21 protein-coding genes are annotated in these 23,679 nt (G+C 42.6%); 3 read left to right on the forward strand and 18 right to left on the reverse strand.

All coding sequences use genetic code 11. From position 1 onward, the window contains the following. Positions 1-56 precede the first annotated feature (56 nt). The 7 genes from glpX to AS888_RS03335 form a co-directional block, all read right to left on the reverse strand. On the reverse strand, positions 57-1,022 hold the full coding sequence (glpX, locus tag AS888_RS03310; protein WP_185113030.1) for a class II fructose-bisphosphatase: 966 nt from the start codon (positions 1,020-1,022) through the stop codon (positions 57-59). A gap of 152 nt (positions 1,023-1,174) precedes the next feature. Further along, on the reverse strand, positions 1,175-1,825 hold the full coding sequence (dhaL, locus tag AS888_RS03315; protein WP_061140771.1) for a dihydroxyacetone kinase subunit DhaL: 651 nt from the start codon (positions 1,823-1,825) through the stop codon (positions 1,175-1,177). A 13-nt stretch (positions 1,826-1,838) separates the two neighbouring features. Next, positions 1,839-2,843 (reverse strand): dihydroxyacetone kinase subunit DhaK, encoded by a 1,005-nt coding sequence (locus AS888_RS03320; protein WP_061140772.1) that lies wholly within the window; start codon positions 2,841-2,843, stop codon positions 1,839-1,841. Beyond that, positions 2,827-3,309: a ribose 5-phosphate isomerase B gene (rpiB, locus tag AS888_RS03325; RefSeq protein WP_061141044.1), complete on the reverse strand. Its 483-nt coding sequence runs from the start codon at positions 3,307-3,309 to the stop codon at positions 2,827-2,829. Before rpiB ends, AS888_RS03320 begins: the two co-directional genes overlap by 17 nt. A gap of 14 nt (positions 3,310-3,323) precedes the next feature. Further along, entirely contained in the window at positions 3,324-3,461 is a 138-nt protein-coding gene (locus tag AS888_RS26285; protein WP_155645364.1) for a hypothetical protein, read from the reverse strand. Further along, positions 3,458-4,729: an MFS transporter gene (locus AS888_RS03330; RefSeq protein ID WP_061140773.1), complete on the reverse strand. Its 1,272-nt coding sequence runs from the start codon at positions 4,727-4,729 to the stop codon at positions 3,458-3,460. Before AS888_RS03330 ends, AS888_RS26285 begins: the two co-directional genes overlap by 4 nt. 82 nt (positions 4,730-4,811) lie before the next feature. After that, a complete protein-coding gene (locus AS888_RS03335; protein WP_061140774.1) occupies positions 4,812-5,936 on the reverse strand; it encodes an MDR/zinc-dependent alcohol dehydrogenase-like family protein in 1,125 nt (374 codons plus the stop codon). A 369-nt stretch (positions 5,937-6,305) separates the two neighbouring features. On the opposite strand from AS888_RS03335, the gene AS888_RS03340 reads away from it, so the two are divergent. Continuing rightward, positions 6,306-7,100, forward strand: a complete 795-nt coding sequence (locus AS888_RS03340; protein WP_061140775.1) for a DeoR/GlpR family DNA-binding transcription regulator — start codon at positions 6,306-6,308, stop codon at positions 7,098-7,100. 346 nt (positions 7,101-7,446) lie between these two features. Next, a complete protein-coding gene (locus tag AS888_RS03345; protein WP_061140776.1) occupies positions 7,447-8,715 on the forward strand; it encodes an ATP-binding protein in 1,269 nt (422 codons plus the stop codon). Between the two features lie 70 nt (positions 8,716-8,785). Here the strand turns inward: AS888_RS03345 and AS888_RS03350 are convergent, their stop codons facing one another. The 8 genes from AS888_RS03350 to AS888_RS03385 all read right to left on the reverse strand — a co-directional run bounded on the left by AS888_RS03350 (position 8,786) and on the right by AS888_RS03385 (position 19,553). After that, the gene (locus AS888_RS03350; RefSeq protein WP_061140777.1) at positions 8,786-11,956 is read right to left on the reverse strand and encodes an ATP-binding cassette domain-containing protein; all 3,171 of its coding nucleotides are present in this window, start codon (positions 11,954-11,956) and stop codon (positions 8,786-8,788) included. A gap of 250 nt (positions 11,957-12,206) precedes the next feature. Next, entirely contained in the window at positions 12,207-12,338 is a 132-nt protein-coding gene (sspL, locus tag AS888_RS03355) for a small, acid-soluble spore protein L (protein ID WP_061140778.1), read from the reverse strand. 180 nt (positions 12,339-12,518) lie between these two features. Next, on the reverse strand, positions 12,519-14,858 hold the full coding sequence (gene helD / locus AS888_RS03360; protein ID WP_061140779.1) for an RNA polymerase recycling motor HelD: 2,340 nt from the start codon (positions 14,856-14,858) through the stop codon (positions 12,519-12,521). A gap of 408 nt (positions 14,859-15,266) precedes the next feature. Then, positions 15,267-16,244, reverse strand: a complete 978-nt coding sequence (locus AS888_RS03365; protein WP_061141045.1) for a 2-hydroxyacid dehydrogenase — start codon at positions 16,242-16,244, stop codon at positions 15,267-15,269. Between the two features lie 195 nt (positions 16,245-16,439). After that, positions 16,440-16,709, reverse strand: a complete 270-nt coding sequence (locus tag AS888_RS03370) for an excalibur calcium-binding domain-containing protein (RefSeq protein WP_061140780.1) — start codon at positions 16,707-16,709, stop codon at positions 16,440-16,442. A 269-nt stretch (positions 16,710-16,978) separates the two neighbouring features. After that, a complete protein-coding gene (locus AS888_RS03375) occupies positions 16,979-17,734 on the reverse strand; it encodes a 3-hydroxybutyrate dehydrogenase (RefSeq protein ID WP_185113016.1) in 756 nt (251 codons plus the stop codon). A 37-nt stretch (positions 17,735-17,771) separates the two neighbouring features. Further along, the gene (locus tag AS888_RS03380) at positions 17,772-18,203 is read right to left on the reverse strand and encodes a lipocalin-like domain-containing protein (protein WP_061140782.1); all 432 of its coding nucleotides are present in this window, start codon (positions 18,201-18,203) and stop codon (positions 17,772-17,774) included. A 36-nt stretch (positions 18,204-18,239) separates the two neighbouring features. Further along, entirely contained in the window at positions 18,240-19,553 is a 1,314-nt protein-coding gene (locus AS888_RS03385) for a GntP family permease (protein ID WP_061140783.1), read from the reverse strand. Positions 19,554-19,878: 325 nt separating this feature from the next. On the opposite strand from AS888_RS03385, the gene AS888_RS03390 reads away from it, so the two are divergent. Next, the gene (locus AS888_RS03390) at positions 19,879-20,775 is read left to right on the forward strand and encodes a LysR family transcriptional regulator (RefSeq protein WP_061140784.1); all 897 of its coding nucleotides are present in this window, start codon (positions 19,879-19,881) and stop codon (positions 20,773-20,775) included. A 51-nt stretch (positions 20,776-20,826) separates the two neighbouring features. Here the strand turns inward: AS888_RS03390 and AS888_RS03395 are convergent, their stop codons facing one another. The 3 genes from AS888_RS03395 to AS888_RS03405 all read right to left on the reverse strand — a co-directional run bounded on the left by AS888_RS03395 (position 20,827) and on the right by AS888_RS03405 (position 23,653). Then, positions 20,827-21,360: a competence protein ComK gene (locus AS888_RS03395; protein WP_221408557.1), complete on the reverse strand. Its 534-nt coding sequence runs from the start codon at positions 21,358-21,360 to the stop codon at positions 20,827-20,829. 174 nt (positions 21,361-21,534) lie between these two features. Beyond that, entirely contained in the window at positions 21,535-22,566 is a 1,032-nt protein-coding gene (locus AS888_RS03400; protein ID WP_061140786.1) for a DNA sulfur modification protein DndB, read from the reverse strand. After that, entirely contained in the window at positions 22,553-23,653 is a 1,101-nt protein-coding gene (locus AS888_RS03405) for a DNA sulfur modification protein DndB (protein ID WP_061140787.1), read from the reverse strand. The genes AS888_RS03400 and AS888_RS03405 overlap by 14 nt, the downstream gene beginning before the upstream one ends. Between the last annotated feature and the right edge of the window lie 26 nt (positions 23,654-23,679).

The following is a 23,679-nucleotide window of genomic DNA, read 5'->3' on the forward strand; positions in this document are numbered from 1 at the left end:
CAAGCGTCGGTAACTCTTGACGTGTTAGTGCAGTAGTCTTGTCGGTTCCTCCAATTTCAAATGAATGGAACTTTGTGGCGCGCTTCGATAAACTGCGACTGCTCCGCTGTCGCAACGAAAGAGTGTGTTATCAGCTTATGGTTCCTTTTGCGGACACCTTTTAATAAAGGTCCGTCTGTAATCCCTGTTGCGACAAAGAAACAATCATGGGATTTCACGATGTCATCCATCGTCAACAGAGCATGAGGGTTGGCAATCCCCATCTTCTTACATCGTACAAGTTCCTTTTCAGATTTGGGAACAAGTCGACCTTGGAAATCACCGCCAAGACATTTCAATGCAACTGCAGCAATCACACCCTCAGGGGCACCGCCTGTTCCGACAAGGATATCGACATCCAATTCGTCAACCGCTGTAGCTATTGCTCCTGTAATATCCACATCTGAAAATAATCGAACTTTTGCTCCGAGATTAAATACTTGTTTCATTAAATGATTGTGACGCGTACGTTCCTGCATCATGACTGTCAGTTCACTTACATCCTTGCCAAGTACCTTTGCGACGGACTTCATGTTTTCTGTAAGGGACGCTTCGATATTGATACAGCCCTTCGCCTCCGGGCCGACTGCCATTTTTTCCATATACATATCCGGTGCATGCAAGAGGGTACCACGTTTAGCTACAGCAATAACTGCTAGCGAATTATCTTGCCCTTTTGAAACGAGGGTCGTCCCTTCTATTGGGTCAACGGCAATATCCACTTGAGGTTCAGTGCCGGCACCAAGATTCTCACCGATGTACAGCATCGGTGCTTCATCCATTTCACCTTCGCCAATGACAATTGATGCATTCATATTTATGCGGTTCATCTCATCGCGCATTGCTGTCGTTCCAGCTTGGTCCGTACCGATTTTATTGCCTTTTCCAATCCAAGGATAGGCCGCAATTGCCGCTTTTTGAGCGACGGCCAAAAAGTCACCGGCTAGTGATTGAACATCTTCTTTTTGCTTAACGTTCACAATAGACAACACGAATCAGCCCCTTCGTTATTCATAATTGTGTATTTTTATTCATTTATAAGCGAGATTCACCCGCATATTTTGGCATTTCCATAAGTCGAAACAATCAAAATATTTTCGATATGCGGTGAATTTTTTTTATTGGATGTGTTGAATTATACTGTTTGAGCCGATTTAATGGTTGTTAAAAAAGTGTTAAGAATCATGTAAGAAGAAGCGGCACCAGGATCCTTCGTCCCAAGTGAGCGTTCACCAAGACGGCTTGAACGCCCGCGCTTAGAAAGCAATCCTTTTGTTGACTCCATTCCTAGCTCTGCCGCTTTCACCGCTTCCGTAAAAGAGGCAACGAAGTCATTCGTATGTGCAAAATTCGATTGCAAGCTTTCAGCTGCTGGATGCAGTGTATCTATCATCGTTTTATCGCCAACTTCCGCTTTGCCCCGTTCCTTGATTCCATCCACAAAAGCCACCCAGAAATCCTTTAATTCTTGATCTCCAAGTTCCAACTTTCCTTGAAATGCTTTCGCACCCCTCATAAAACCAGTTGCATATAGAGGACCAACAGATGAACCGACAGCACTTAAAAACGTACGGCCTGCTAAAATGCTAATTCTTGAGCAGTCCTGCTCGTCTTTCAGTTCGCCATCCAGTTTTTCGTTAACCGCCTGCCAGCCAATGGACATCGTGACTCCATGATCGCCGTCACCCAGCTTCCGGTCTAATTCACACAAGTAATCTTTTTGTTCTTCAATCATCGTTACAACGTTTTTCAAAAAGGCCTTGAATTCTGCAGCTGTTATCTTCATCGCTAGCTCCTCCTTATATTTGGACATACATTGGACAGTCTGCAGGGTGGTCTATAAATTCTGCCAATTCTTCATCTAATTTTGTAATGGTAACAGACGCACCGCCCATTTCAAGAGATGTGCTGTAGCTTCCTACATAGGAACGGTGTATTATAATGCCTTTGTCACTTAAAATTTGTTCTACACGTCTGAACATTATATATAGTTCCATGTTTGTAGTGGAGCCTAATCCGTTTACAAGAACAGCTACTTTTTCTCCTGATACAACTGGCATGTCTATCAAAATGTCATGCATAAGGCGTTCGACCACCTGATCAGCCGGCAGCAAGTCACCTTTTTCGAGTCCAGGTTCACCGTGGTGACCAAGACCGATTTCCATTTCGTTATCAGCAAGTTCAAAGCTCGGCTTTCCTGTTTGTGGTAGTGAACACGGTGTTAAACCGACGCCCATTGTCCGTGTGTAATCGTTTGCTTTTTGAGCCACTCGTACAACATCAGCCAAGTTATATCCTTTATCAGCTGCAGCCCCCGCTGCCTTCGTGACGAAAAATTCCCCTGCGATCCCTCTGCGTTTTTGTTTTTCTTCTTTTGGCGCGGAAGCTACATCATCCGTTACAAGCACGGAACCAACACGGATATCGCTTTCAAGATCAGCCAGTTCTGCCGCCATGCCGAAGTTCATTACGTCCCCTGCATAGTTGCCATATATATAAATAACGCCTTTTCCTTTATCAATGGCTTTCGTCGCTTCCAAAATGGGATCCGGAGGAGGAGAAGAAAAAATATTCCCTACGGCAACACCATCAGCCATGCCATCACCCACATACCCAATAAATGCTGGTTCGTGGCCCGATCCACCGCCGATGAGAACGCCTACTTTTCCGTCTCTTGTTTCCTTCGCCGTAATAAGTGCACGGTCGTTTTCAGCTAATTGCCTTACATGTTTCGGATAAGCTTTTGCATATCCTTCAATCATTTCTTCCACAACTCTCATTGGATCATTAATGAGCTTTTTCATGTTTTGCTGCAGCTCCTTTCAAAAAATCCTGCTCTTTATCCATTATTTGCTGAACTTTTCTTGCTGAGTTACCACCCGGAAATTCAGACTCTAAATACACCTTCACTATATTTTTAGCTGGTTCGATTCCAATCACCTTTGCACCCATTGTTAACACTTGTGCATCGTTACTTTTTTGCGAACGTTCCGCTGAATATGTGTCATGGCAAAGAGCTGCACGAATACCTGGGACTTTTCCTGCCGCAATCGCCATTCCGATACCTGTACCACAAACTAAAATGGCACGATCCAATTTTTGCTCATTAATGTCATTAGCTACCTGAAAAGCTACTCCTGGATAATCAATCTCGGTACATGAATCTTCAGAACCGTAATCCACAACTTCGTGTCCCAATTCTTGAATATAATCTTTCAAACTATCTTTCATATTAAAAGCATTATGATCAGAACCTAACCCAATTTTCATTATACAACGCCCTTTCATGTTATTTCCGCTTTATTATCATCATTCTCCACTTCATTTTTTTCATTATTGAATCGATAAATATTATCATTCGTTTGCATATATCTTTGTTCACGGGTGAATTCGATAGAAAATGATGATGATCGTTCAATCATTGCACTACTGGCATGTTAGAAGACGTATCCACTGTTTCTGTTTCTATTTTTTTAGGTAATGTAACAAATTTCATCATGAACGCACTGATCAAATACAATCCTGTATAGATCCAAATGATGCCTACAGTTCCGACACTTCCAATGAAAAGACCGACAAGAGCCGGACCAACGAATGTACTCAGACCAGCACCCAGGTTCAGAATGGACATTGCAGCTCCGCGGTTTTCCGGGGCTAGTGATGGGATCAATGCGGAAAGGGGCACGTATGCAGCAAGACAAGCACCGAAACAAATGGCAACAAGTGTTGCCGCCATGTAATTCGCTCCAAGAAAAAAAGGAGTATAATAGAGTGCCGCTGTGAATACAGCACATCCTACACCGCCAAACCACATAACTGTGTTGCGCCAACCGAATTTATCGCCGATAATACCCCATATCAGGTTAAAAATCACATTACTGGACCATAATGCACCATAAATCTGTAACCATTCAGTTCGGGTAAATCCAATTTCCATCATATAAGCTGGAAGAAACACAACAAATCCGTATGCGCCTGCCGTGTTGATCGTACGAACGATGCCTCCAAGCCCGACTTTCGGACGCTCGAATGCTATGGTGATTCCCTTGGAAATATATTTAAGTGCTTCCGCTTTAGAATTGAATTTCCTTCTATTACTTTCCTTATCTTTGTTTAAGGAAATGGCAATAATGGCTCCAAGTGTCACAAATACAAGGGCACTCCAAAGCGTTTTCAATTCTCCTAGATAAGAAAGGGCAAAGCTGGAGTAATAAGCTCCAAGAACATTCAATCCTCCGGCAAACGAGACCCAGAACCAGCCGACAGCCGTTCCTAGTCTTTCTGCCGGCGCGTAATAGGTCAGCCAAACGAGGAAAGAGTAGGCAAACAAAGGGTAACCAAGTCCCCGAAGTGAATAGGTAGGAAGCATGATTGCCAGATTCATTGTAGGGAGACCGAACGTTAAAAAAACCAGAGTTCCCGCTATGAATAGAGCCACCCCGAAGGACATGGCTTTGCGAGGACCCAATACTTCAGCTAGGACGCCGGAAAGCCAGGCAGCAATGGCAACAGCGAAACCATATACACTAAACAGAAGGGCAGATTGCTGAACACTTAATCCATTATCGATTAGATAGGAAGATAGCCATCCCAATTCCAAACCGTCACCCATCATAAACAGCAGTACACCAAGATACCCCATTGCCATTTTGGAATCCATCCCCAGCTTCCCTAATAGTCCCTGATTCATCGTTTTTCCTCCTCTTCATCTCTTTTCATTTCCAAAAAACAGGTTCCGAAACGAAGAAGGAACCTATTCGACTATGATAGTTTTATAGATTTGGGTTTAAGATGACCTTTAATGACTCTTTTCCGCTTTTCACCAGTTGAAATCCTTTTTCAAATTCTTCAAGTGAAAGTTCATGTGTGACAACGCCTTCTGTAGGAAGATCACCGTTAGCAATGCCTTTAATAACGGGCTCATAGCAGTATGGACCAAGGTGAGAACCCAGTACATCAAGTTCTTTCCGGTCACTGATAATGCTCCAATCCACTGTTACCGGTTCTTTAAATACGCTGAATTCAACGAAACGCCCCAGTTTACGAATCATGTTCAACCCTTGTTCAACGGATTTTTGGGCTCCAGTCGCTTCAATGTAGATGTCGCAGCCATAACCGTCCGTCAACTGTTTTACAATCGCGTTTACATCATCTTTTGCTGGGTTCAATACCATATCCGCACCGAATTGTTTCGCCATTTCTAAACGCTCTTCAAACAGGTCAAGGACAATTAATTTGCCAGGTCCTGATTTTTTGATTGCACCTATCATCCCCAGTCCGAGTGTTCCAGCCCCTGCCAGTACAACCACATCTCCCAATTGAATTTGTGCCCGCTCAACGGCATGATAGGAACACGCATAAGGTTCAATCAGAATTGCTTTTTCAATTGGAAGATTTTCCGGCACCTTATAATTAATCGCTTCTTTTGTGAATTTCATATATTCGGCCATACCGCCATTTACATTGTTCTGGAAACCATACAAGTCATGTTTTTCACACATCCAGTATTGGCCTCGGTTACAGAAGCGACAGTCCCAGCAAGGAACGATCTGTTCGGATATAATACGGTCACCAATTTTAAAGTCTCCTTTGACTCCCTCACCAAGTGAGACAACATGACCGATGAATTCATGACCCGGAATCATTGGCGCTTTAATGTATGCCGGCTGCTGATCGTCTCCCCAAAAGCTTGGCGCCCCGTCAAACGCCTTCAAGTCTCCGGCACAAATACCGCATGCCTCAACTTTGACTAAAATTTCACCATCTCCGATTTGCGGAACAGGGACTTCTTCAAGGCGATAATCACCTGGGGAATAAGCCACAACCGCTTTCATTGTTGCTGGGGTTGATTGATTATTTTTATTTTCTTGTACCGCTGTTTCATGACTTTGGACCATTCAACATCTCTCCTCGAATATTTTTTCCTGGATAACGCTTACATAATCGATGTAAAATGAAAATTTTCAGTCAAGCCTCTTAATATTTACAGTTTTTCTCTGTTTTCTATTTTCAGTATATTACATTTATTATTGAATGGTCAATATTTATTATCGTTTATTTTCATTTTATTTTTCGTTTTATTTCGATTTTCAATTACTTTAGATAAATATACAAAAATGATGTATGATAATATTGAAAGAAAATTCAATTAGTCGATTCCATTCAGCCTCTTTTGAATCATAAATGCTTCTTATATATATAACTTGACTAGTAATCCGCTTTTGCAGCTAAACTGGATAAAATAACTTAGGTATATAGGTGATAACATGAAAAAAATGTTTGCGTCAGAACGAAGGAAAATCATACTCGGAAAACTAACAGATCAGCATCGGGTAACCATAAAAGAGCTTTCAGAAGAAATTAAAGTATCTGAAGCGACATTACGTACGGATTTATCCAAAATGGAGGAAGAAGGCCTTCTAAAAAGAACACATGGAGGAGCCATACTATCCGAAAAACAAGATAGCGATACAAGCTTTACTACACGAGAATTAAAGAATCGCTATGAAAAGGCTGCCATTTCAAAGAAAGCTGCTGAGCTTCTCTCAAACGGGCAATGCATTATGCTCGATTCAAGCTCAACCACTCTTGAACTTGCACGCACGATAAAAGAAATGCCAATTAGACTGACCGTTGTTACAAGTGGCATCAATACTGCATTAGAGTTAAATGAAAATCCCAATATCACCGTGATATTATTGGGAGGTATTATAAAAAAAGGTTCCTTTTCCTTAGAAGGCAGTTTAGGAATAAATATTCTTAACCAAATTAATATTGATCTGATGTTTACGTCCGCTAATGGATTTACTTTCGAATCAGGATTAACGGATTTCAGTGTATATGAGGTAGAACTGAAAAAAGCCATGGTCAGCGCCTCCAACAAGGTGGTTGCCTTGCTTGATCATACTAAGATCAATAAAAATTCGATTGCCTCATTCGCTTCAATCAATCAAATAGATACGATAATCACTGATTTTGATATGACAGGAAGTTACACAAAGAAACTCGAAGAACAAAATGTTAAGATCATAATGATATCAACAGACGAACACGTTAATTAATCCCTTCCTCCACGGTAATTTTAACCATACAGTTTAACCGCAGGAAGTGAATATACCGTTTTACCAACATACTAAAGCAGCCCGAAACTCGAACTGATTAGCTATAAGGCTGAAAGTGAGTAATATCGGTGTCATGATGGATGGTTCAATACGTAAAACAAAAGTAAAGGCTTTGGAATGGTGGATTCCAAAGCCTTTTTCGATTGATTTACGATCGTTGACTTACATTGCAAAGGAATCTTTCTTTTTCAAAATATCTTTCTTACAATAAATTACTTTATTCAAATCCTCCTTTTTAGTGTTATTCTTGTAGGTAGACCAAATTGTAATTTTTCAGGAGAATCCGATGAATTTCACTTATATTAATCAACACATTCTAGATAATCTCTTTTATATCCTGGTAAGCATTTTAATTTATTCCACTTTATTAGATCACGGCAAAAGGTTATGTCAGTATGGCAAGGTCCTCATCACTACATGCATGAGCATTCCGATCCTATTATGTATGAAGTTCCCTATTTATATCGATGAATATTGTGTTCATGACTTCAGGCAAATCCCTTTTATAATCGGGACACTGTATGGCGGTTGGCCTGTCGGGGCTGTTCTATTGGTCATTCTCTTGACTGGCAGGTTTGTTATGAATGGGTTCAATCTCCTTACTTTAATGGTTTATATCGTTATATTCGTCATTACTGCTCTATTTTCTTCTAAATTCAATGCGTATAACAGAAAAAGTAAGCTAAATAGCTCGATCTTATTGATTGTATTCCTAGGCATCCTAACAAGCTTGCTTGCACTCGCTATGTCTGTTTCTTTTCGAATAACGGAGGCGTATATCTTTTACTTCATCATTCTTCCTCCTTTCATCATCGGTTTAGCTGTGTATATCATGGAAATTTTAAAGGATGCGATTTTAATCCGAACACAAATGGTGCGGCTTGAAAAGATGGAGGTCGTCAGTCAGCTTGCGGCCAGCATTTCTCATGAAGTCAGAAACCCTTTAACGGTTGTGAAGGGATTCGTTCAGCTGCTAAAAGCACCCGATCTGACCCAAGATGAAAAAGAGCAATATATCCAGCATGTTGTTCGGGAGCTTAATAGTGCGGAATCCATCATTAGTGAATACTTGGCATTCGCCAAACCTGCCATTGAAAAGGTCGATTCCATTTCCATCGACCGTGAAATAGGCTATGTCATTGAAATGATCAAACCATTAGCAAACATGAATTTAGTTACGATATCCGAACAGCTGGCCCCAGGTGTCACTCGTGGCAATACTCAGCATTTCAAGCAATGCTTCCTCAACTTAATCAAGAATGGGATAGAGGCCATGCCGAGCGGCGGGGAACTGCGTATCGTTTCCTATGTAAATGATAACGACATCATTATCGAAATAAAGGACGTTGGAATTGGCATGAACAAAGAACAAATACATCGTTTTGGCGAGCCCTATTACAGTTCCAAAGAGAAAGGGACAGGGCTAGGTTCGATGGTGGCTGTCAAAACGATCCAAACGATGAATGGCACGCTTCATATTAATAGCGCTTCGAATAAAGGAACAACGATCACTGTAGGACTTCCTGTTTATGATGAAGATACTTCTGCAAAATAAGTAAACAATCTTTTCATATAAAAAGTCCGCCGTTCATGGCGGACTTTTTTTCATTGGATTGCCGTCTTATTTATGCTTTCCGTTCAAGGCATGCATGAACCGCCATCATGTCACGTTTGTTCAATTCACGAATCCGGTTGAAAATCGGAATATCGGCAACGGCTTCGGTACGTTCACCTTCAGCCACGACATCGCTTACCTTCCCTGTCAGCCAGGTTTCCACATCGATATCTTCCACGATCGCTTTACGTCCTTCATCATCGATGCCACTGGCATGACAGCTCACACAAGGTATCGTTAATTTATGGACGCCGTCATGGAGGCCATCCTCGGAAATGACTTTCTTCCCATTACAAAACGGGCATTTATGACTTGCTTTGATTTTATTGATTTGCGTCACGATTTTCTTGTAGCCAAACGCCTCATAAACATAGGTTAGTTTTTTATATTTGCCATTGGTGAAATATTTATCAATGATCGTTTCTCTTGTTTCGTTAATATTGGCAAAATCACAGATGGTGATCTGGTTTTTGGTGCTGATGGCTTCGATGCTGCCTGTGATGCCGGCCCAGAATGGCAGCGCATTTTGCAGGACCACTTCATAGCCTTGGAAGCTTGCCAGTTCCAGCTCAAGCATTTTCAATGCGGCTTGTGTTTCACGGGAAAGGAATGAAACATCCTCCGTCCATGCGATATCGCCGCCTACAATCGCTTTTAGTTTTTCCAGCTCTGGCAGCTTCCCTGCTATTTTGATGACTTCATCCATTGGTTGTTGGATGATTTCACGAATGTCCATGTCGGCAAATTTCAGCTTTTTATGATGGTTCAAGATCGTTCCAAGGCAGATCGGGCAGGTGATATTCTCTTTAGATGCTTTCATCTGCTCTTTAATGATCGATTTCGAGATGAACATATAACGTCCGATGATGAGATTGAAGCCTTCCCAAGTACGAGAGGCCTTGCCTGCTTTATCATAAAAGGACTTTTCCCAATATCCATATAAGAACGTCTGCTTCTCTGCATCCGTCATATCATTATAGCTTTTACTCATGTCGTGACCGAGCTCATTCTTGATTTCATCAAACAAAAATTGCAGCTTTGGATATTGATAATATTTCAGTACTTCCATCACGTCTGGATGTAATAAGCCATCCCAGAAAGGTACGTTTTTATCTTGAATGACAACATCGATATCAAATTTTTCAATGACACGGCGGCCCGAACAGCTTGGACAATGATTCTCTTTAGAATAAAAATCGAAGCTTCTTGTATCTTTATTGGTCGGGTGTGACGCGACCAGATGATTGATCATGCCGCCCAATTCAAATAGAAACGTATATTGGCTGTACAAGTGCCGTTCAAGATCGATCGCGATCACGGGTGCGATCGTGTCAGATTCGTATTCCCCATAAATTAAACGGGCCATCGACGACAAGCTTTTTAGGATGCCGCCCTTATAGATGTTCTCTGCCCTTTTGAAATGGTCCAATTGGTTTTCCTGCAAATAATGGATGCCGCTTTTTGACCGGAGTGCAGAGGAGATATGCAGGGGCTCCTCTCGATCTTCGATATTGTTATGGCGATAGTATTCATCATGGCTGACAACATCAAGATGCCGGACTGGCTCAAGCTGTCTTTTTCCGAAATCCACGATATAATCCGAGCCTTCCAGCATATACCGATTATGTTCAATCATGATGATCGAGACCGATTCATCCTCGAGGATGACCCTGATGCTATCGATGAATTGATTTAAAATGTTTTGCGATAACCCTTTTGAAGGCTCATCAAAAATGAATAGCGTATGCGGGTTCCTCGTTTTCGCGAACAGCTCCGAAACTAAGTGAACACATTGAAATTCGCCAGTCGATAGCGATTGGGTTTTTCGCTCTAACGTCAAATACCCAAGCCCAAGCTTGATTAATAGGCTCAAGCGCTTATGGGCGATGTCCTCATTTGGCAGTTCTTCGATGATATCCTCGATCGAACGCTGAAAGATATCATCAATTTCATCCCTGTATTTGGTGAGCTTCTTCTTGATATCAAGAAACGTCGCAACAGTTGAGCGACTGGTAATCGATTTATTTCGGTCCTGCCCGACCATGACGAGTTTATCCTTTGGATAGCGCACCTGAAAATCTTTGGCGATACATTCATTGACAAGTGTGGATTTCCCGCAGCCCGACTCACCCGTAAAGGTAACGAGTCTATTCTTAGGAAGGTGGATTTCTTCCATTTGTATATTTCGGCAAAAAAGATCATGAAATTGGTAGAATTCATTTGGCGTTGCCTCATTTCGTTCCCAGCTGATCGGCTTGGGGCGGGGTGATTCCTCCACAATTTTGCCGCCATATTTCCCGCTGCCGGGTCCAAAGAACAATTGCTTGTCCGTGCTATCCAACACCGTGTCTGAATGATCAATGAGCCATATTTGATTCTTATCACCTAATGACTTAATCTGTTCCAATATTTTCAAAAGGGTCTGATGATCCAGCCCTACGGAGATTTCATCAATGATGATCACGGTATTTTCGCTTGTTGCCATGAATTCAGCCAAGTAAAGCCGGGTTAATTCTCCGCCTGACACGGTCCCCATGATCCGGTTCATGCTTAAATAACCAATATTCATATTGATTATATTTTGGAGAATTTGCTGTTTGGCTTCACTAATATGTAAGATCTCTGAAAGTGAAAGGATCGATTCGATGCTTAACTCGTTGATATCGGAAATAGTATGCGGGCGATCGAATAATTCAATCGTATATTGCTCGACTTCTGGATTGTAACGCTTTCCCTCACACTTCGGACATTCGACGTTCTTCGTCGTGCCGCGTCCTTTACAAGCGGTGCACCAGCCTAAAGCATTATTAAAGGAAAAAACTTCTGGAGAAAGATTGAATTTTTCAGCAAGACAAACACGAATCTCTTTAAACACACCAGTATGGGTGCCAATGGTCGAACGGGGATTGGATGAGATGGACGATTTTCCAAGAAAAAGGACCAGCGGCATTTCCTCCATCTTGATGGCGCTGAAATTGGTTTCCATAATATCAGAAAATAAATATTGATATTCAGACTTCGGCAATAAGGAAACGAGACGCTTCTTCGATTCTTCCCCTATGGCCTGACAAAAGGTCGTTTTCCCTGAACCAGATAACCCGGCAATCCCCAAGGATTGATCGCCTGGCAATACTGCATCCAGTTCGTTAATATTGTTCGCTATTAATTGGTTTATTTTCATCTGTGGATCCTCTCCATTTATATTTATCCAATCTTTAATGTAGCACAGCGCTATCTGTATTTGGTATTTTTTTAAACGGTAACCCTATCCTTATATTCTTTCACATTTCCCAGCCTTGAAAACGTATGAATATGGAATAAAATTGGTTTCATTCCGTTTTGTGAGTGGGCCTAGCTACAGCTTTTGTCTCGCATTTCTCCTTCAAAAGCCCCTCTCGATTAAAGAGAAGGGCTTGCTTTACTAAATACGATTATTTTGTATTGGACTTTTTTGCCTTATTTTCAAGCTCGCTTTTGGGCTCTGTGGAGAATTCGACATCTTTTCCATGTCCCTGTGGGTTAACACTTGGTGCGATTCGGCCTCTTCCTGACTTTTTGCTCATTTCCTTCACCTCCACGATTATTATGTCCGAACCGTTATAAATTAAAAATGAGATCCCCCCTTTCTGTATGTTAATACGTTCCCCCATGATAGGAGGAGCTTAAAATGAACCCTTAAAAAACCTGCATAGAACTAAGTCTATACAGGCGTCAAACATCCCTAAAATCAATCAGCTTCTTCGTTAATTGGTTGTCGCAAGTAAGCTGTCCGCGCTAGCGTTAAGCAACAAAGGACTAGGCTCGCCAACCGAATATACCTGTAAGTTATGCATGGCCCTCGTACATGCGGTGTAGAACAATCTACGCAGGCTTTCATCACCGTATGTTTGCGCAGATGCATCATAAATGATGACAGCATCAAATTCGATGCCCTTGGCCAAATAAGCAGGGATAACGACAACGCCCTGTTCATATTCATTTGTCCCTCTCTGGACGAGTTTCATATCTTTGATGAGACTTAGCGCTTTGAATGCAGCGGCACTTTCCGCAGCAGATTTGCATATGATCGCGATCGTATTGTACCTACGACTTTGCCAGTCTTTGACCTTTGATACAATATTGTCGTGCAATTCCTCCCGGCTGGACACTTGGGTCAGCAGAGGTTTTTCTCCTTCACGGTCAATTGCCTTAATGAGATGGCCTTCAGGAATTAGTTCCCGTGTAAATTCGATGATCTGCTTTGTCGATCTGTAGCTTTGTTCCAAGGTGATACTTTCTGTTTTATCCATTCCATATAAACTTGTAAGCGTCTCGAAATTCACCCTTTCACTGGCATGAGCGAATATCGCCTGATTAAAGTCACCGAGCACGGTCATCCTTGCAGAAGGAAACAACCTTTTCAAAAACTCGAATTGAAAGGGGGAATAATCTTGTGCTTCGTCTACAAGCAGATATTTTATCGACGTATTCGTCTGAAATCCTTGAATGAGCTCCTTCAACAGCAAAAAAGGAGTCGCGTCTTCGTAATAAAGCTTCCCTTCGTCGAGCATTTTTTGCGTGGATAAGCATATTTCCCTTTCGGCAGGTGTGTTACCGCCCTTCCATTGTTCGTTCCTTATTTGTTCGTCAAAAAGTTGCTTGTATATTGCTTTAATATTGATGAATTGAAGAGCTTTTATCCGTTTGCGCAACTTCTTCAATTTCTTGCGGACGATCATCCGCGCGAGCAATTCATTCTCTTGCTCATAATCATCAAAGGAATCCTCAGTATCGCCGCGTTTTTTTTGTATTTGGCTGTATACCTTTTGATAGTCTTCTTTGCTAAGATACTCGATTTCCTCTTCAACCCAGGGTTTTTTCAGCTCAAGCTTTTCCGTTTCATCAAGCAGCTCGCCTAACCACTCTTTCAGCTTATCGATCTTATTATGAAAACTTAGTGTGGTGTCTGTGTTATAAAATCTTTCTGTGATTTGTTTGGCGGAGACAAGCGTTTTCCCGCGGAACTTTACACCTCTAAAGATCATTCCAGATCGTTCCAGTGATTGTCTGTATGTTTTGATGATCTCAAAGAAACGAAGTGATGCCTTGAATTGAATACTCGCTGTCCTGGTACTATAGGAAGGAGCATCCGCTTCCGTCAATAAAAACTCCAATTGCTCATAAGGATCTTCAACTTGAAACGAGTCGGCCAGACGATGGTCCAAGTATTCCTGGAATGTTACTTGCTGCATATTTTCTTCGCCAAGTTCCGGTAACACATTGGATACGTAGTTATTAAACATGGAGTTAGGAGAGAATAGAATGATTTGATCGGCCTTTAATTTATCTCGATTCTTATAAAGCAAGTAAGCGATCCTTTGGAGGGCAGCCGATGTCTTACCGCTCCCAGCGGCCCCTTGAACAATGAGCAGGCGTCCGCGATCGTTCCGGATGATTTTATTTTGCTCCCGTTGAATGGTGGAGACGATACTGTGCATATGCTTATCCCTTCCCTTGCCCAGCACCTGCTGCAGGATCTCATCTCCAATGGTGAGACTCGTATCGAACATGGATTCGACAACGCCACCCTTGATGATATATTGCCACTTTTTCTCCAGCATCCCCTTAATCACGCCTCCGGGAGTAGAGTATTCCATCGGACCGGGAGGATAGTCATAATAAACACTCGAAATCGGGGCTCTCCAGTCGTAAATGATGAAGTTTTCTCCTGATGGATCTGTAAGGGTCGAGGTCCCTATATAAATATGCTCCGTAAGCGAAGACCCCTCTTCCGTGACATCTATCCGTCCGAAATAGGGAGCTTCCTTCATGCGGCGCAATGTCGATAGTCTCTTTGAGGTATATCTATGTTCACCTTCGCTTACTGACAAGGCTTGAGCCTGTTGCCTTAAGCCGATGATGGTCTCGAGGTAGTCATCGAATGTATCCACATTCACCTTGAGATCATCCCAAAAGTGTTTACGGATATTCACAACTTCTTTTTTGCGTTGTGAGGTCTCTCCTTCTATTTTGCCGATTTGTTGATTAATTGTTTCGAGCACCTCATCCAAACGCTCCTGCTCCTGCCGAATTTCATTGTTCATATCAGACACTCCTTCGAAAAATAAAAATAGGGGTTGACTAGAGGTGAGCTTTACCTTATACTTAAATTAAGGGGTAAACTGTTTATATATTTATCATAAATGTGTTTCTATACTAACTTATCATAATCGAACATTTATATCAATGTATATTTCCGATCAGTTGCCTAAATTAATCATCTTTTACATTCAAATCTAAAGTCAGTAACCAGTTGAGCCTCGCTTGACTGGTTATTTTTATGTCTGCTGAGCTTTGGAAACCTCGCCGTTTCGCTTCCCGCTACTTTCATGGTTGCTGCGACACCGCATCACGATTTGCTTCGGAACATGCCGAAGCAAACATCCGCGGACTAAAAATGGATAGCCCTAAAAAAGGCTATCCAGCTTCATTCATAAACGCCAGCTAACAACTCACTTTACCTGTACACCCGTTTTGATCAAGGAAGGAGGAATTTTCCCACTTACCCCAGATACAAGATTGGTTGCGGCCAGCATCGCCATTTTCAATCGGGTTTCGGATGTTGCGGAACCGATATGCGGCAAGGTAACGACATTCTTCATCGACAGCAACGGATTGTCTTCCTGGACAGGCTCCTGTACAAAAACATCCAGTCCTGCCGCGCGAATTACACCTGTTTTGAGCGCAGTGACCAAGGCATCCTCATCGACCGTTTTCCCTCTTGAGCAATTGATGAAAATGGCGCTCTTTTTCATCAGCTTGAATTCTTGTTCACCCATCAATTTTTCGGTTTGGGGAGTAAGTGGTGTCATCAAGCATACAAAGTCAGACTCCCTTAACAATTCTTCCATCGTACAGTATGTAGCCCCAAACTTTTGCTCCGCTTCCTCATTTCTAGATCTGTTGTGGTATAAGATATCCATATCGAAGCCAAAACGAGCCCTTTTTGTAACGGCAGATCCTATTCCGCCCATACCGATTATGCCTAATACCTTATGGTGCACATCCACTCCAAACCATGTTTCGCCCATTGAGGATGTCCATTGCCCTGACTTAACCAATAGATCGAGCTCCGGCATTCTTCTCGCTGCAGATAACATCAAGCCGATAATCGTATCGGCGACGGTTTCATTTAAGACCTCAGGCGTGTTCGTCGCCATAATTCCACGTTTAGACAGCTCCGTTACATCAAGATTGTCGTAGCCGACCGACGAATTACAGACAATTTTCAATTCCGGTGATTGGTCCAGTAAATGCTTATCCACTTTTAATCCAGACCCTAATATCCCTTGTGCTTTCTTCAACTCTTGCAGAAATTCAGGATAATTTTGCGAATCAAGATTCTCGAAATATACGACTTCACATGTATTTTGGATATAATCCAACACTTGTTGATCCACCTTCTTGTAAATGATTACTCTCGGCTTCATCTTCGATCCCTCGCTTCCAATAAAGTAGGCAAAATCCCCCTCCCTATAATCTACCATTTTTCCAATAAAGAATAAGAGTAATTTGAATGAAATCAGACCATTACATGCTTTAAACTTATTGCTATATGCAGACGTTTTTATTACAAGCAACATAAAAAGAGACCTTTCTTTTAAAAGGTCTCCGCTAACTGATTCTTATTTTTCGCAAGCGATCCAGTCTTTATCACGATCACTTTTTTTATTGGCATCGTATAGCTCCTTTGAAACATGGGGCTTATATTTCGTTTTTCCACCTTTATTTTTAACGGAAGATGTACGAGCTACTCCTCCTTTGTAGTCCTTATTCAATTCCGTACAGTTTTTGTAGGTCTTCACCTTTGTTTTGGCACCGGCAACATCATGAGCTCCAAAAGACACCCCCAAAACCAGGCCTAAAGATAGTAAAATAGTAATTGAACGCTTCAAAATATGTAATCCCCTTCCTAAAAATTAACTTTTTACTAATCATAATGGATCATATCCTTTTTTACAACAACTATATTCCCAAATTAATGAAGTTTTGAAATTACATTCAATAGACAGCGGCCGATTAGCCATGAAGGCGGGATCATTTAGATTTATACAAACGTGGGATGTTGTCACAAACGAAACGATAAGCGGCACTCAGTGGTGACGATGCAGGTATAACAAAAGGGGATGATTTCAAATGAAATCATCCCCTTTTTTATCGATCATTAAATTCCGCCTGCAACACCGATTTCTTCACCTGTGATGGCAGCAGCGCCATCTGAGGCTAGGAATACGGCTGTTGCGCCGATTTCAGATGGTTCGAGTAAGCGTTTGATCCATTGTTTGCCTAGGATATGATGGTTCAGTGCTTCTTCTACGGTCGTTCCATCTTGTTCTGCAAGTATTGGCAGTTGTTTTTCAATTAGCTCCGTGCGCACGGGACCAGGCATGATCGTGTTGCAGGTGATGCCTTTCAAAGCATTTTCCAGTGCCGTTACTTTCGTAAAACCAACTTGGCCGAACTTGGCGGCGCAATAAGCGGATTTGTATGCATCAGGAATTCTGCCGTGAGCTGAGGAGATATTGATGATGCGTCCTTTTTTCTGTTTTTGCATGGCTGGGAGCGCATGCTTGGTCAATAAGAACGTTCCTTTTAGAATGACATCATTTACAAGATCCCATTTTTCAACAGGGAAGTCCTCCACTGGAGAAATGAATTGAAGTCCCGCATTATTGACTAGTACATCTACTGTGCCGCGTTCAGCGATGACTTGTTGAACAGCCGCTTGAACGTTTGGTTCGTCAGCCACGTTTACTTTATAGCCCTTTGCATTGCCTAGTTTTTCAGCTGCACTGATCGCTGCTGCTTCGTTTAAATCGAAAATAGCTACAAAATCGCCATTATTAATGAATGATTCTGCAATAGCGTACCCAATCCCTTGTGCTGCCCCTGTTACGATTACTGTGCGTTCGTTAGTCATGATTTCGATCTCCCTTTGTCGTATATTCGTTTAATCCTCAGTGTTTCGCCACTTTTTTCCATATAAGCTTATCTTCTGGGTGAAGAGCATTGTAAATGACCACATGATCACCTTCAATCTTCGCCAGCCGCGGCTGCGCTTGATCGAGCCAGGTTGGATTCATGCTGACATCCATATGATGTGTTAACTCCTGTTTTTCTTCATCCACTTCAAACGGACCTGAATAAGCCAGGTACCCATGTGCTGCTTCTGCCATTTCTTCCGGTGTCCCTGTGTGCAGATCCCCTGATTTGTAAGCAGGGCGACCAGATGCCATCAGTTGCGCAGACATATATCCATCTGGGTTATACATAATGAATCCTTTAGCATCCTTACCCAAAGGATAAATCGTGTTTCCAGCTGCATCTTGCGTTTCGTATGATACCAATGCCCATGTACCGATCACTTGTTCACGCATTGATTTCTCCATCCTTCATCACCTCCTTCAATGAAATATCCTTTTGCCTTAATAAAAAATGATCCCAAGTATCAATGCGGCAATCAGCGCAAAGAAGTTTGGTAATGTAGTGCTATAGAATGAGTATTTATAAGCGTTTTTATGATTCAGGCCTGTTAATGCGAACATCGATAGGATAGCTCCTGCATGCGGGAGGGCTGTAAATACGGATGAGGCAATCGCCGAAATGCGATGCATCGCTTCCGCATTCACTCCCAGCGCCAGATAGGACTGCGCAAATGCTTCCATCGCAATCCCCAAGCCGCCTGATGAAGAGCCTGTTATCGCGCCGAGTGCCGCTGAGGCGACCGATAAGCTAATCAATGGGTTCCCCGGAATCCCTAATATGAAATCGGAAATCACCTTGAAGCCTGGTGCCATGGTGATCACGACACCAAAGGCAACGGCCGCGGCCGTAAAGAAAATCGGCGTGATCGAGCCATTCGCACCTAAGCTAAGTGCCGTTTTGTGTGAGGGAATGTATTTATGGAATAATGCAGCGGCTACTACTATCGCTGCCGCCAAGCCAATCAATACGATATTGGCAACCTTCAAGGCACTGCCTGTAAAGATGATGATGATCAGTACCAGTATGGGTAAAATACTAATGATGAAAGAAGGTATCTTTTCTTTTAAGATAATCTTTTCTTCATCCTTTTCTGCATTGGGTTCAAAGGTTTCACCGTTTGCCAAGCTTTTTTTCAATGTATACCTCAAATAAATGACCCCGATGACAATGGAAATCAAGGTTGCAACGATTCCCATTAACGGCGCTGCTGTTAAAGTCGTGCCGAGGTATGTCGTTGGGACGACGTTTTGAATCGAGGGTGTCCCGGGAAGCATCGTCATCGTGAATGTTCCAATCCCCAGAAATACGGGAATCACGACTAAATTCCAGCCGATATTCAGTTGCTTGAATAATGGCTTCGCCAAAGGGATGACCACGAATAAGACGACAAATAAACTGATGCCGCCAAAGGTTAAAATCGCACTGATCGCATAAATCGCAATTAAAACGGAAAAGGGCTTTTCCGTACCAGTGATGGATAAAACCTTTTGTGCGATTGCTTGTGCCGCACCGCTTTTCTCTATATATTGCGCTAAAATCGCACCTAATAAAAATACGCCAAAATAATTGATTAAAAACCCTGTCAGCCCTGTCATGAATGACGTTTCAGTTCCGATTAGAGAAGGAAAGAAATTCATGCCATTCGTCACGATGACGATAATGGAGGCAAGCGGGGCAATAAAAACGATGCTAAAGCCCTTCATTGCCATAAGGACGATTAAAGCAATCGCAATTAAAATACCGATTGTACCCATACTTTGTTTTCCCCTTTTTTGTAAGAAATAGCAGCAAGCCACAACAGAACATTCATGAAAAAAACACCAATGAACCTGTTCATTCGGTTGCCAGTGATAGTATAGCCCAAGAGTTCATTTCCTCATGGTAGGTGCGTTCAGCTCAAAATCATACCCTTTCATATCCCCTTAGACATGATCAATTTACTGTTTCCAATCCCGAACCACTGGATTCAAAATCGTTTAAGCTCACTACTATTCAAATATAATATTTCCATACATATAAGTGAAATATATAATAATGATATGTTATATAAGTATTAGTAATAAATAAGGGCGTGTTTAGATGGATTTCAAACAAATACAGTATTTTACCGAAGTCGTGAATCGTGGCAGCTTTTCCAAAGCGGCTGAACATTTATTTTTATCGCAGCCAAATATTAGTAAATCCATCAAGGATTTAGAAAAGGAATTGGATGCTAAGCTATTAACCCGAACCACCAGAAAAATCGAACTGACCGATACAGGAAAATTACTTTATCAATATGGCCAACGCATTTCCCAATCCATCGAGCATTTCTATGATGAATTGGATGATATCAAGAATAGTAAAAAGGGAAATATAAAAATGGGCATTTTTTCAACACTCGGCACGGAGATTTTCTCTGAACTGATGGCCCAATTCCACAAAGAATACCCCTTCATCACGGTCCGTTTCGTCGAGGATGGCGCCCTTTATCTAAAGGATACCTTACTTCAAGGTGAACTTGATTTAGTGGTGATGCCTTTGCCCATCGAGGATGATTTTGAGAGCATTCCGTTCATGAAAGGCGATTTACGCCTTGTTGTTCATCAAAGCCATCGGCTTGCGAAAGAAGAAACGGTCTCCTGGGAAAATTTAAAGGATGAAAGCTTCATCATCTTTCGCGAAGGCTACCAGGTTCATGAGTTGATCATGCAGGCTTGCAGTCTGAATGGCTTTGAACCGAATATCATTTGTGAAACCTCGCAGTGGAAGTTCATCATGGAAATGGTTTCCTTCAATCAAGGCATAACGGTCCTCCCCAAAGGTGACTTGGAAGAGATGGATATTAGTAATAAGGAGATGATTACGATTCCCCTAACCCCCGCTATAAACTGGCAAGTGGGAATTGCCTGGAAAAAGAGCAACTACATCTCCTTCGCTACCCGAACGTGGATTGAGTTCATTAAAACGAAACTGGCAGACAGGGAAGACCAATGAATTATTGCAAGCAAAAGACCGCCGATTCGGCGGTCTTCGTCTCGGATTTCATTATTCCTTCCGCTTCACCCTGTAATGCAGCTCCCCAGGTTCCTTGCAAAAGGTGACTCCGCTTCCAGGCTCGTAATAAAAGGTTTTTTTGCCTAAAGAGCGTTCGTGGAAGGTGGTATGCAGATAGGATGCTTGGTCCCTTTTGAAGGTGAGTTGATTTTTGCTTAAGGATACAGGAAGGCAATGTCCATAGTCTGTATGGACCAGGGTTTCTTTTTCGTTCATTTCCTCGAGGTCATGGACGTGAATGTAGGAAAACCAGACGCCCCCGCCTAATCGGAATGAACGGGAGGAAAACCAGACCATGCCAAGCTGGGCGTTGATGCAGACTGGCAATCTGTACTTTCCGCCCAGCACCGATTTGGCTCCTGCAAGGCCGCCATCAAGATCCAGTCCAAAGTGATTGAGCGTATGATTGAGGATGTCAAGGCGCGGCTGTGCAACAAGGAACGTGTTTTCCCCTTCCACCACCATCGCCTGCTCCGCACCATTCGAATCATAGTGCTCCATCATCGCTACCGTATCCTTATTCATTACATATTTTTTTCGTATCATCATTCCGTTCACTCCCCATTTCCATAATGATTTTTTAGGAGTATACTAAGACATAGAGTCAGGTATACGCCTGCTCGATGCCCTTAGGTGACTGTCTCCCATGACTTTCTCACCTAGGGGTTTTTTGGCTCCTTCACATTTTCCTCACCTCCCTTAAAGGGTATACAGCCAACGGACCATCGCTCTGATATTGTGTTTATCGTTGCTTAGCTGAAATACGGACGGTCTGCCTTTATATGTTCCGCTAAATTCCATCCAAATCGGATTCGCCGGTCTCCAGTCCACCGCTTTCAGTTTTGACATCCTTGTGGAAATCAACCGTTTTCTTTGTTCGATAGTCTGGTTTTCCATCTTATCATTCGCATATAAGGTAACCGCAACGAAAAGCGGATAGCTGGCGAGCATGCATTGCGCGTGATCCCCCATTCGTTCAGGCGGGAACAATTCGAATAGTTCATTAAAATATAGATGAACGAGGGTAATGTATTCGCTGTTTGCAAGCGGGCAGGAAGATACCTTCTCTTCAATGTTTACGTATACCCTGCCTGTCATGAAGATGCCGATGACCTGCCTTAGCTGCGATAGGGAAAGCAGGTTCTTGTTTGCCGGACGGTTGATGGAACGTTTTTCGAATTCGACACCGGCTGTTTTTAATGCTTGGTGGGTATGAAGCACCTGATTGGTGATGACATTGAGGTTGTTTCGCGAGTCGAATGAAATTCGTTTCGATAGGGCCACTTTCTTGCCTTTTAGATTAAGATCCAAATATAACTGTGATTCCTCCGCCTCTGTAAGCCCTTCGAATACCTGGACGGCCATTGAGGTGTCCTTCAAGATTGAATCGAGTTTGTATGCTTGTTTAACTTTCTCTTCATCCTTCTTTAATGCTTTAAGGATACTGTCCTCCAATTGGGCGAAGGCCGCTATTCGTTGAGTTCCATCGATGATCGAGAGCTGATTGGCTTCTTTTATGGCGAGGGTTCCTTCCCTGCAATTGGCAACGAGCGGAGGCAGGTAGATTTGTTTCGTTAATGCATTTTCCAAAAGATAATTCTTGATCGATCGGATGCGCGGCTGGTTCGTTTCCCTTGTGGCAATTTGACCATTACGATACATGTCGACCAGTTCCATGACAGAATAGGAGACAATCGTCCTTCGCTTCCGGTCCAATTCACTTAGTATCATGGATCCATCCTCCTTCGATTTTCCGTTTGAACTGGAGAGCCGTTTTCTGGATGGCATTCGTGGTGGAATGGTTTTTGACTCTTTTTTTTACGGGGTCGTAGATGTGTGAAAACAGCTCGTCACCATGCTTCCAAGTGCAGGACGTCTTCAGCCGCAGCAGGTGATCGATTGCTTCTTCATAGGGGATTTCATGATGTTTGTGGAGCTGCTGGGTTGTTTGGGCAAGGGCTATCTGAATGCCGGAATAGCCTGAAGTGAATGTCTTCCGGTCTGTCATCTTCTTCGGAAAGATTTCCAGCCATGCTTCGAAAAATGCATGGGCAACCGTAAGGATTTCATCCTTTGAGAGCTCTTCAAGCTTGGCTTTACTGGTGTTGACGGTCATCTTCCCTTCGAATAAAGCGATGAGACAGCGCCTCATGATCGTCAGCGAGGTCAAGGCGGAACTGCTCACTGTTATTCTGGACAGCGTGGTCTCTATCTCCATCTTGCTTTCCAATTTTCCGGCGATGATTCTTGTCAGTTCAGCATATTCATCGCGCTGGTCATATTTCATCACCAATCCGACATGCGGCTCTTTTCGCTTTGTATTGATATCATTGAATAGCTGTCTTTCTTCTTTCGTTTCGAGGTTTAAATAAATTTGAATCGTGACGGGGTAGGTCTTTAGCTTATCAATTTGGCTTTGAAGCTTTTTGGCCTCGGAGAAGTGACCGATTTCTTCCTCCGTTTCCTTGCGTGCCCTTAAATGACTGATGGCCGAAATGAGGGCATACGTTCTGTGCTGGCCATCCAGTATATAGATTTTACTTCCTGGCGGCAGTTCCCCGCCCTCGGGCACTTCTTTGATCGCTCCCCTGCTCGAGAAGATGAACGGCGAAAAGTAGAAATCCCCTTCTGAAACGGATTCTATGATGAACTCCCTGATTTCCGCCCTTCGTTTATGATCGAGCTTCCTTTGAACCGACTCATCGACCTCGAAAATGGCCTCCAATGTCGAGAATTGAATTTGTGAGATTAATATTCTTTTCCCGAATTGGGTAAAACTGTTTCCTGAAATCGACACTTTCATTTCCTGATATGTCATGATTATCACCTCTCTGCGACCATTAT

The sequence above is a fragment of the Peribacillus simplex genome, from assembly GCF_001542915.1.
GTDB classification, from domain to species: Bacteria; Bacillota; Bacilli; order Bacillales; family DSM-1321; genus Peribacillus; species Peribacillus simplex_B.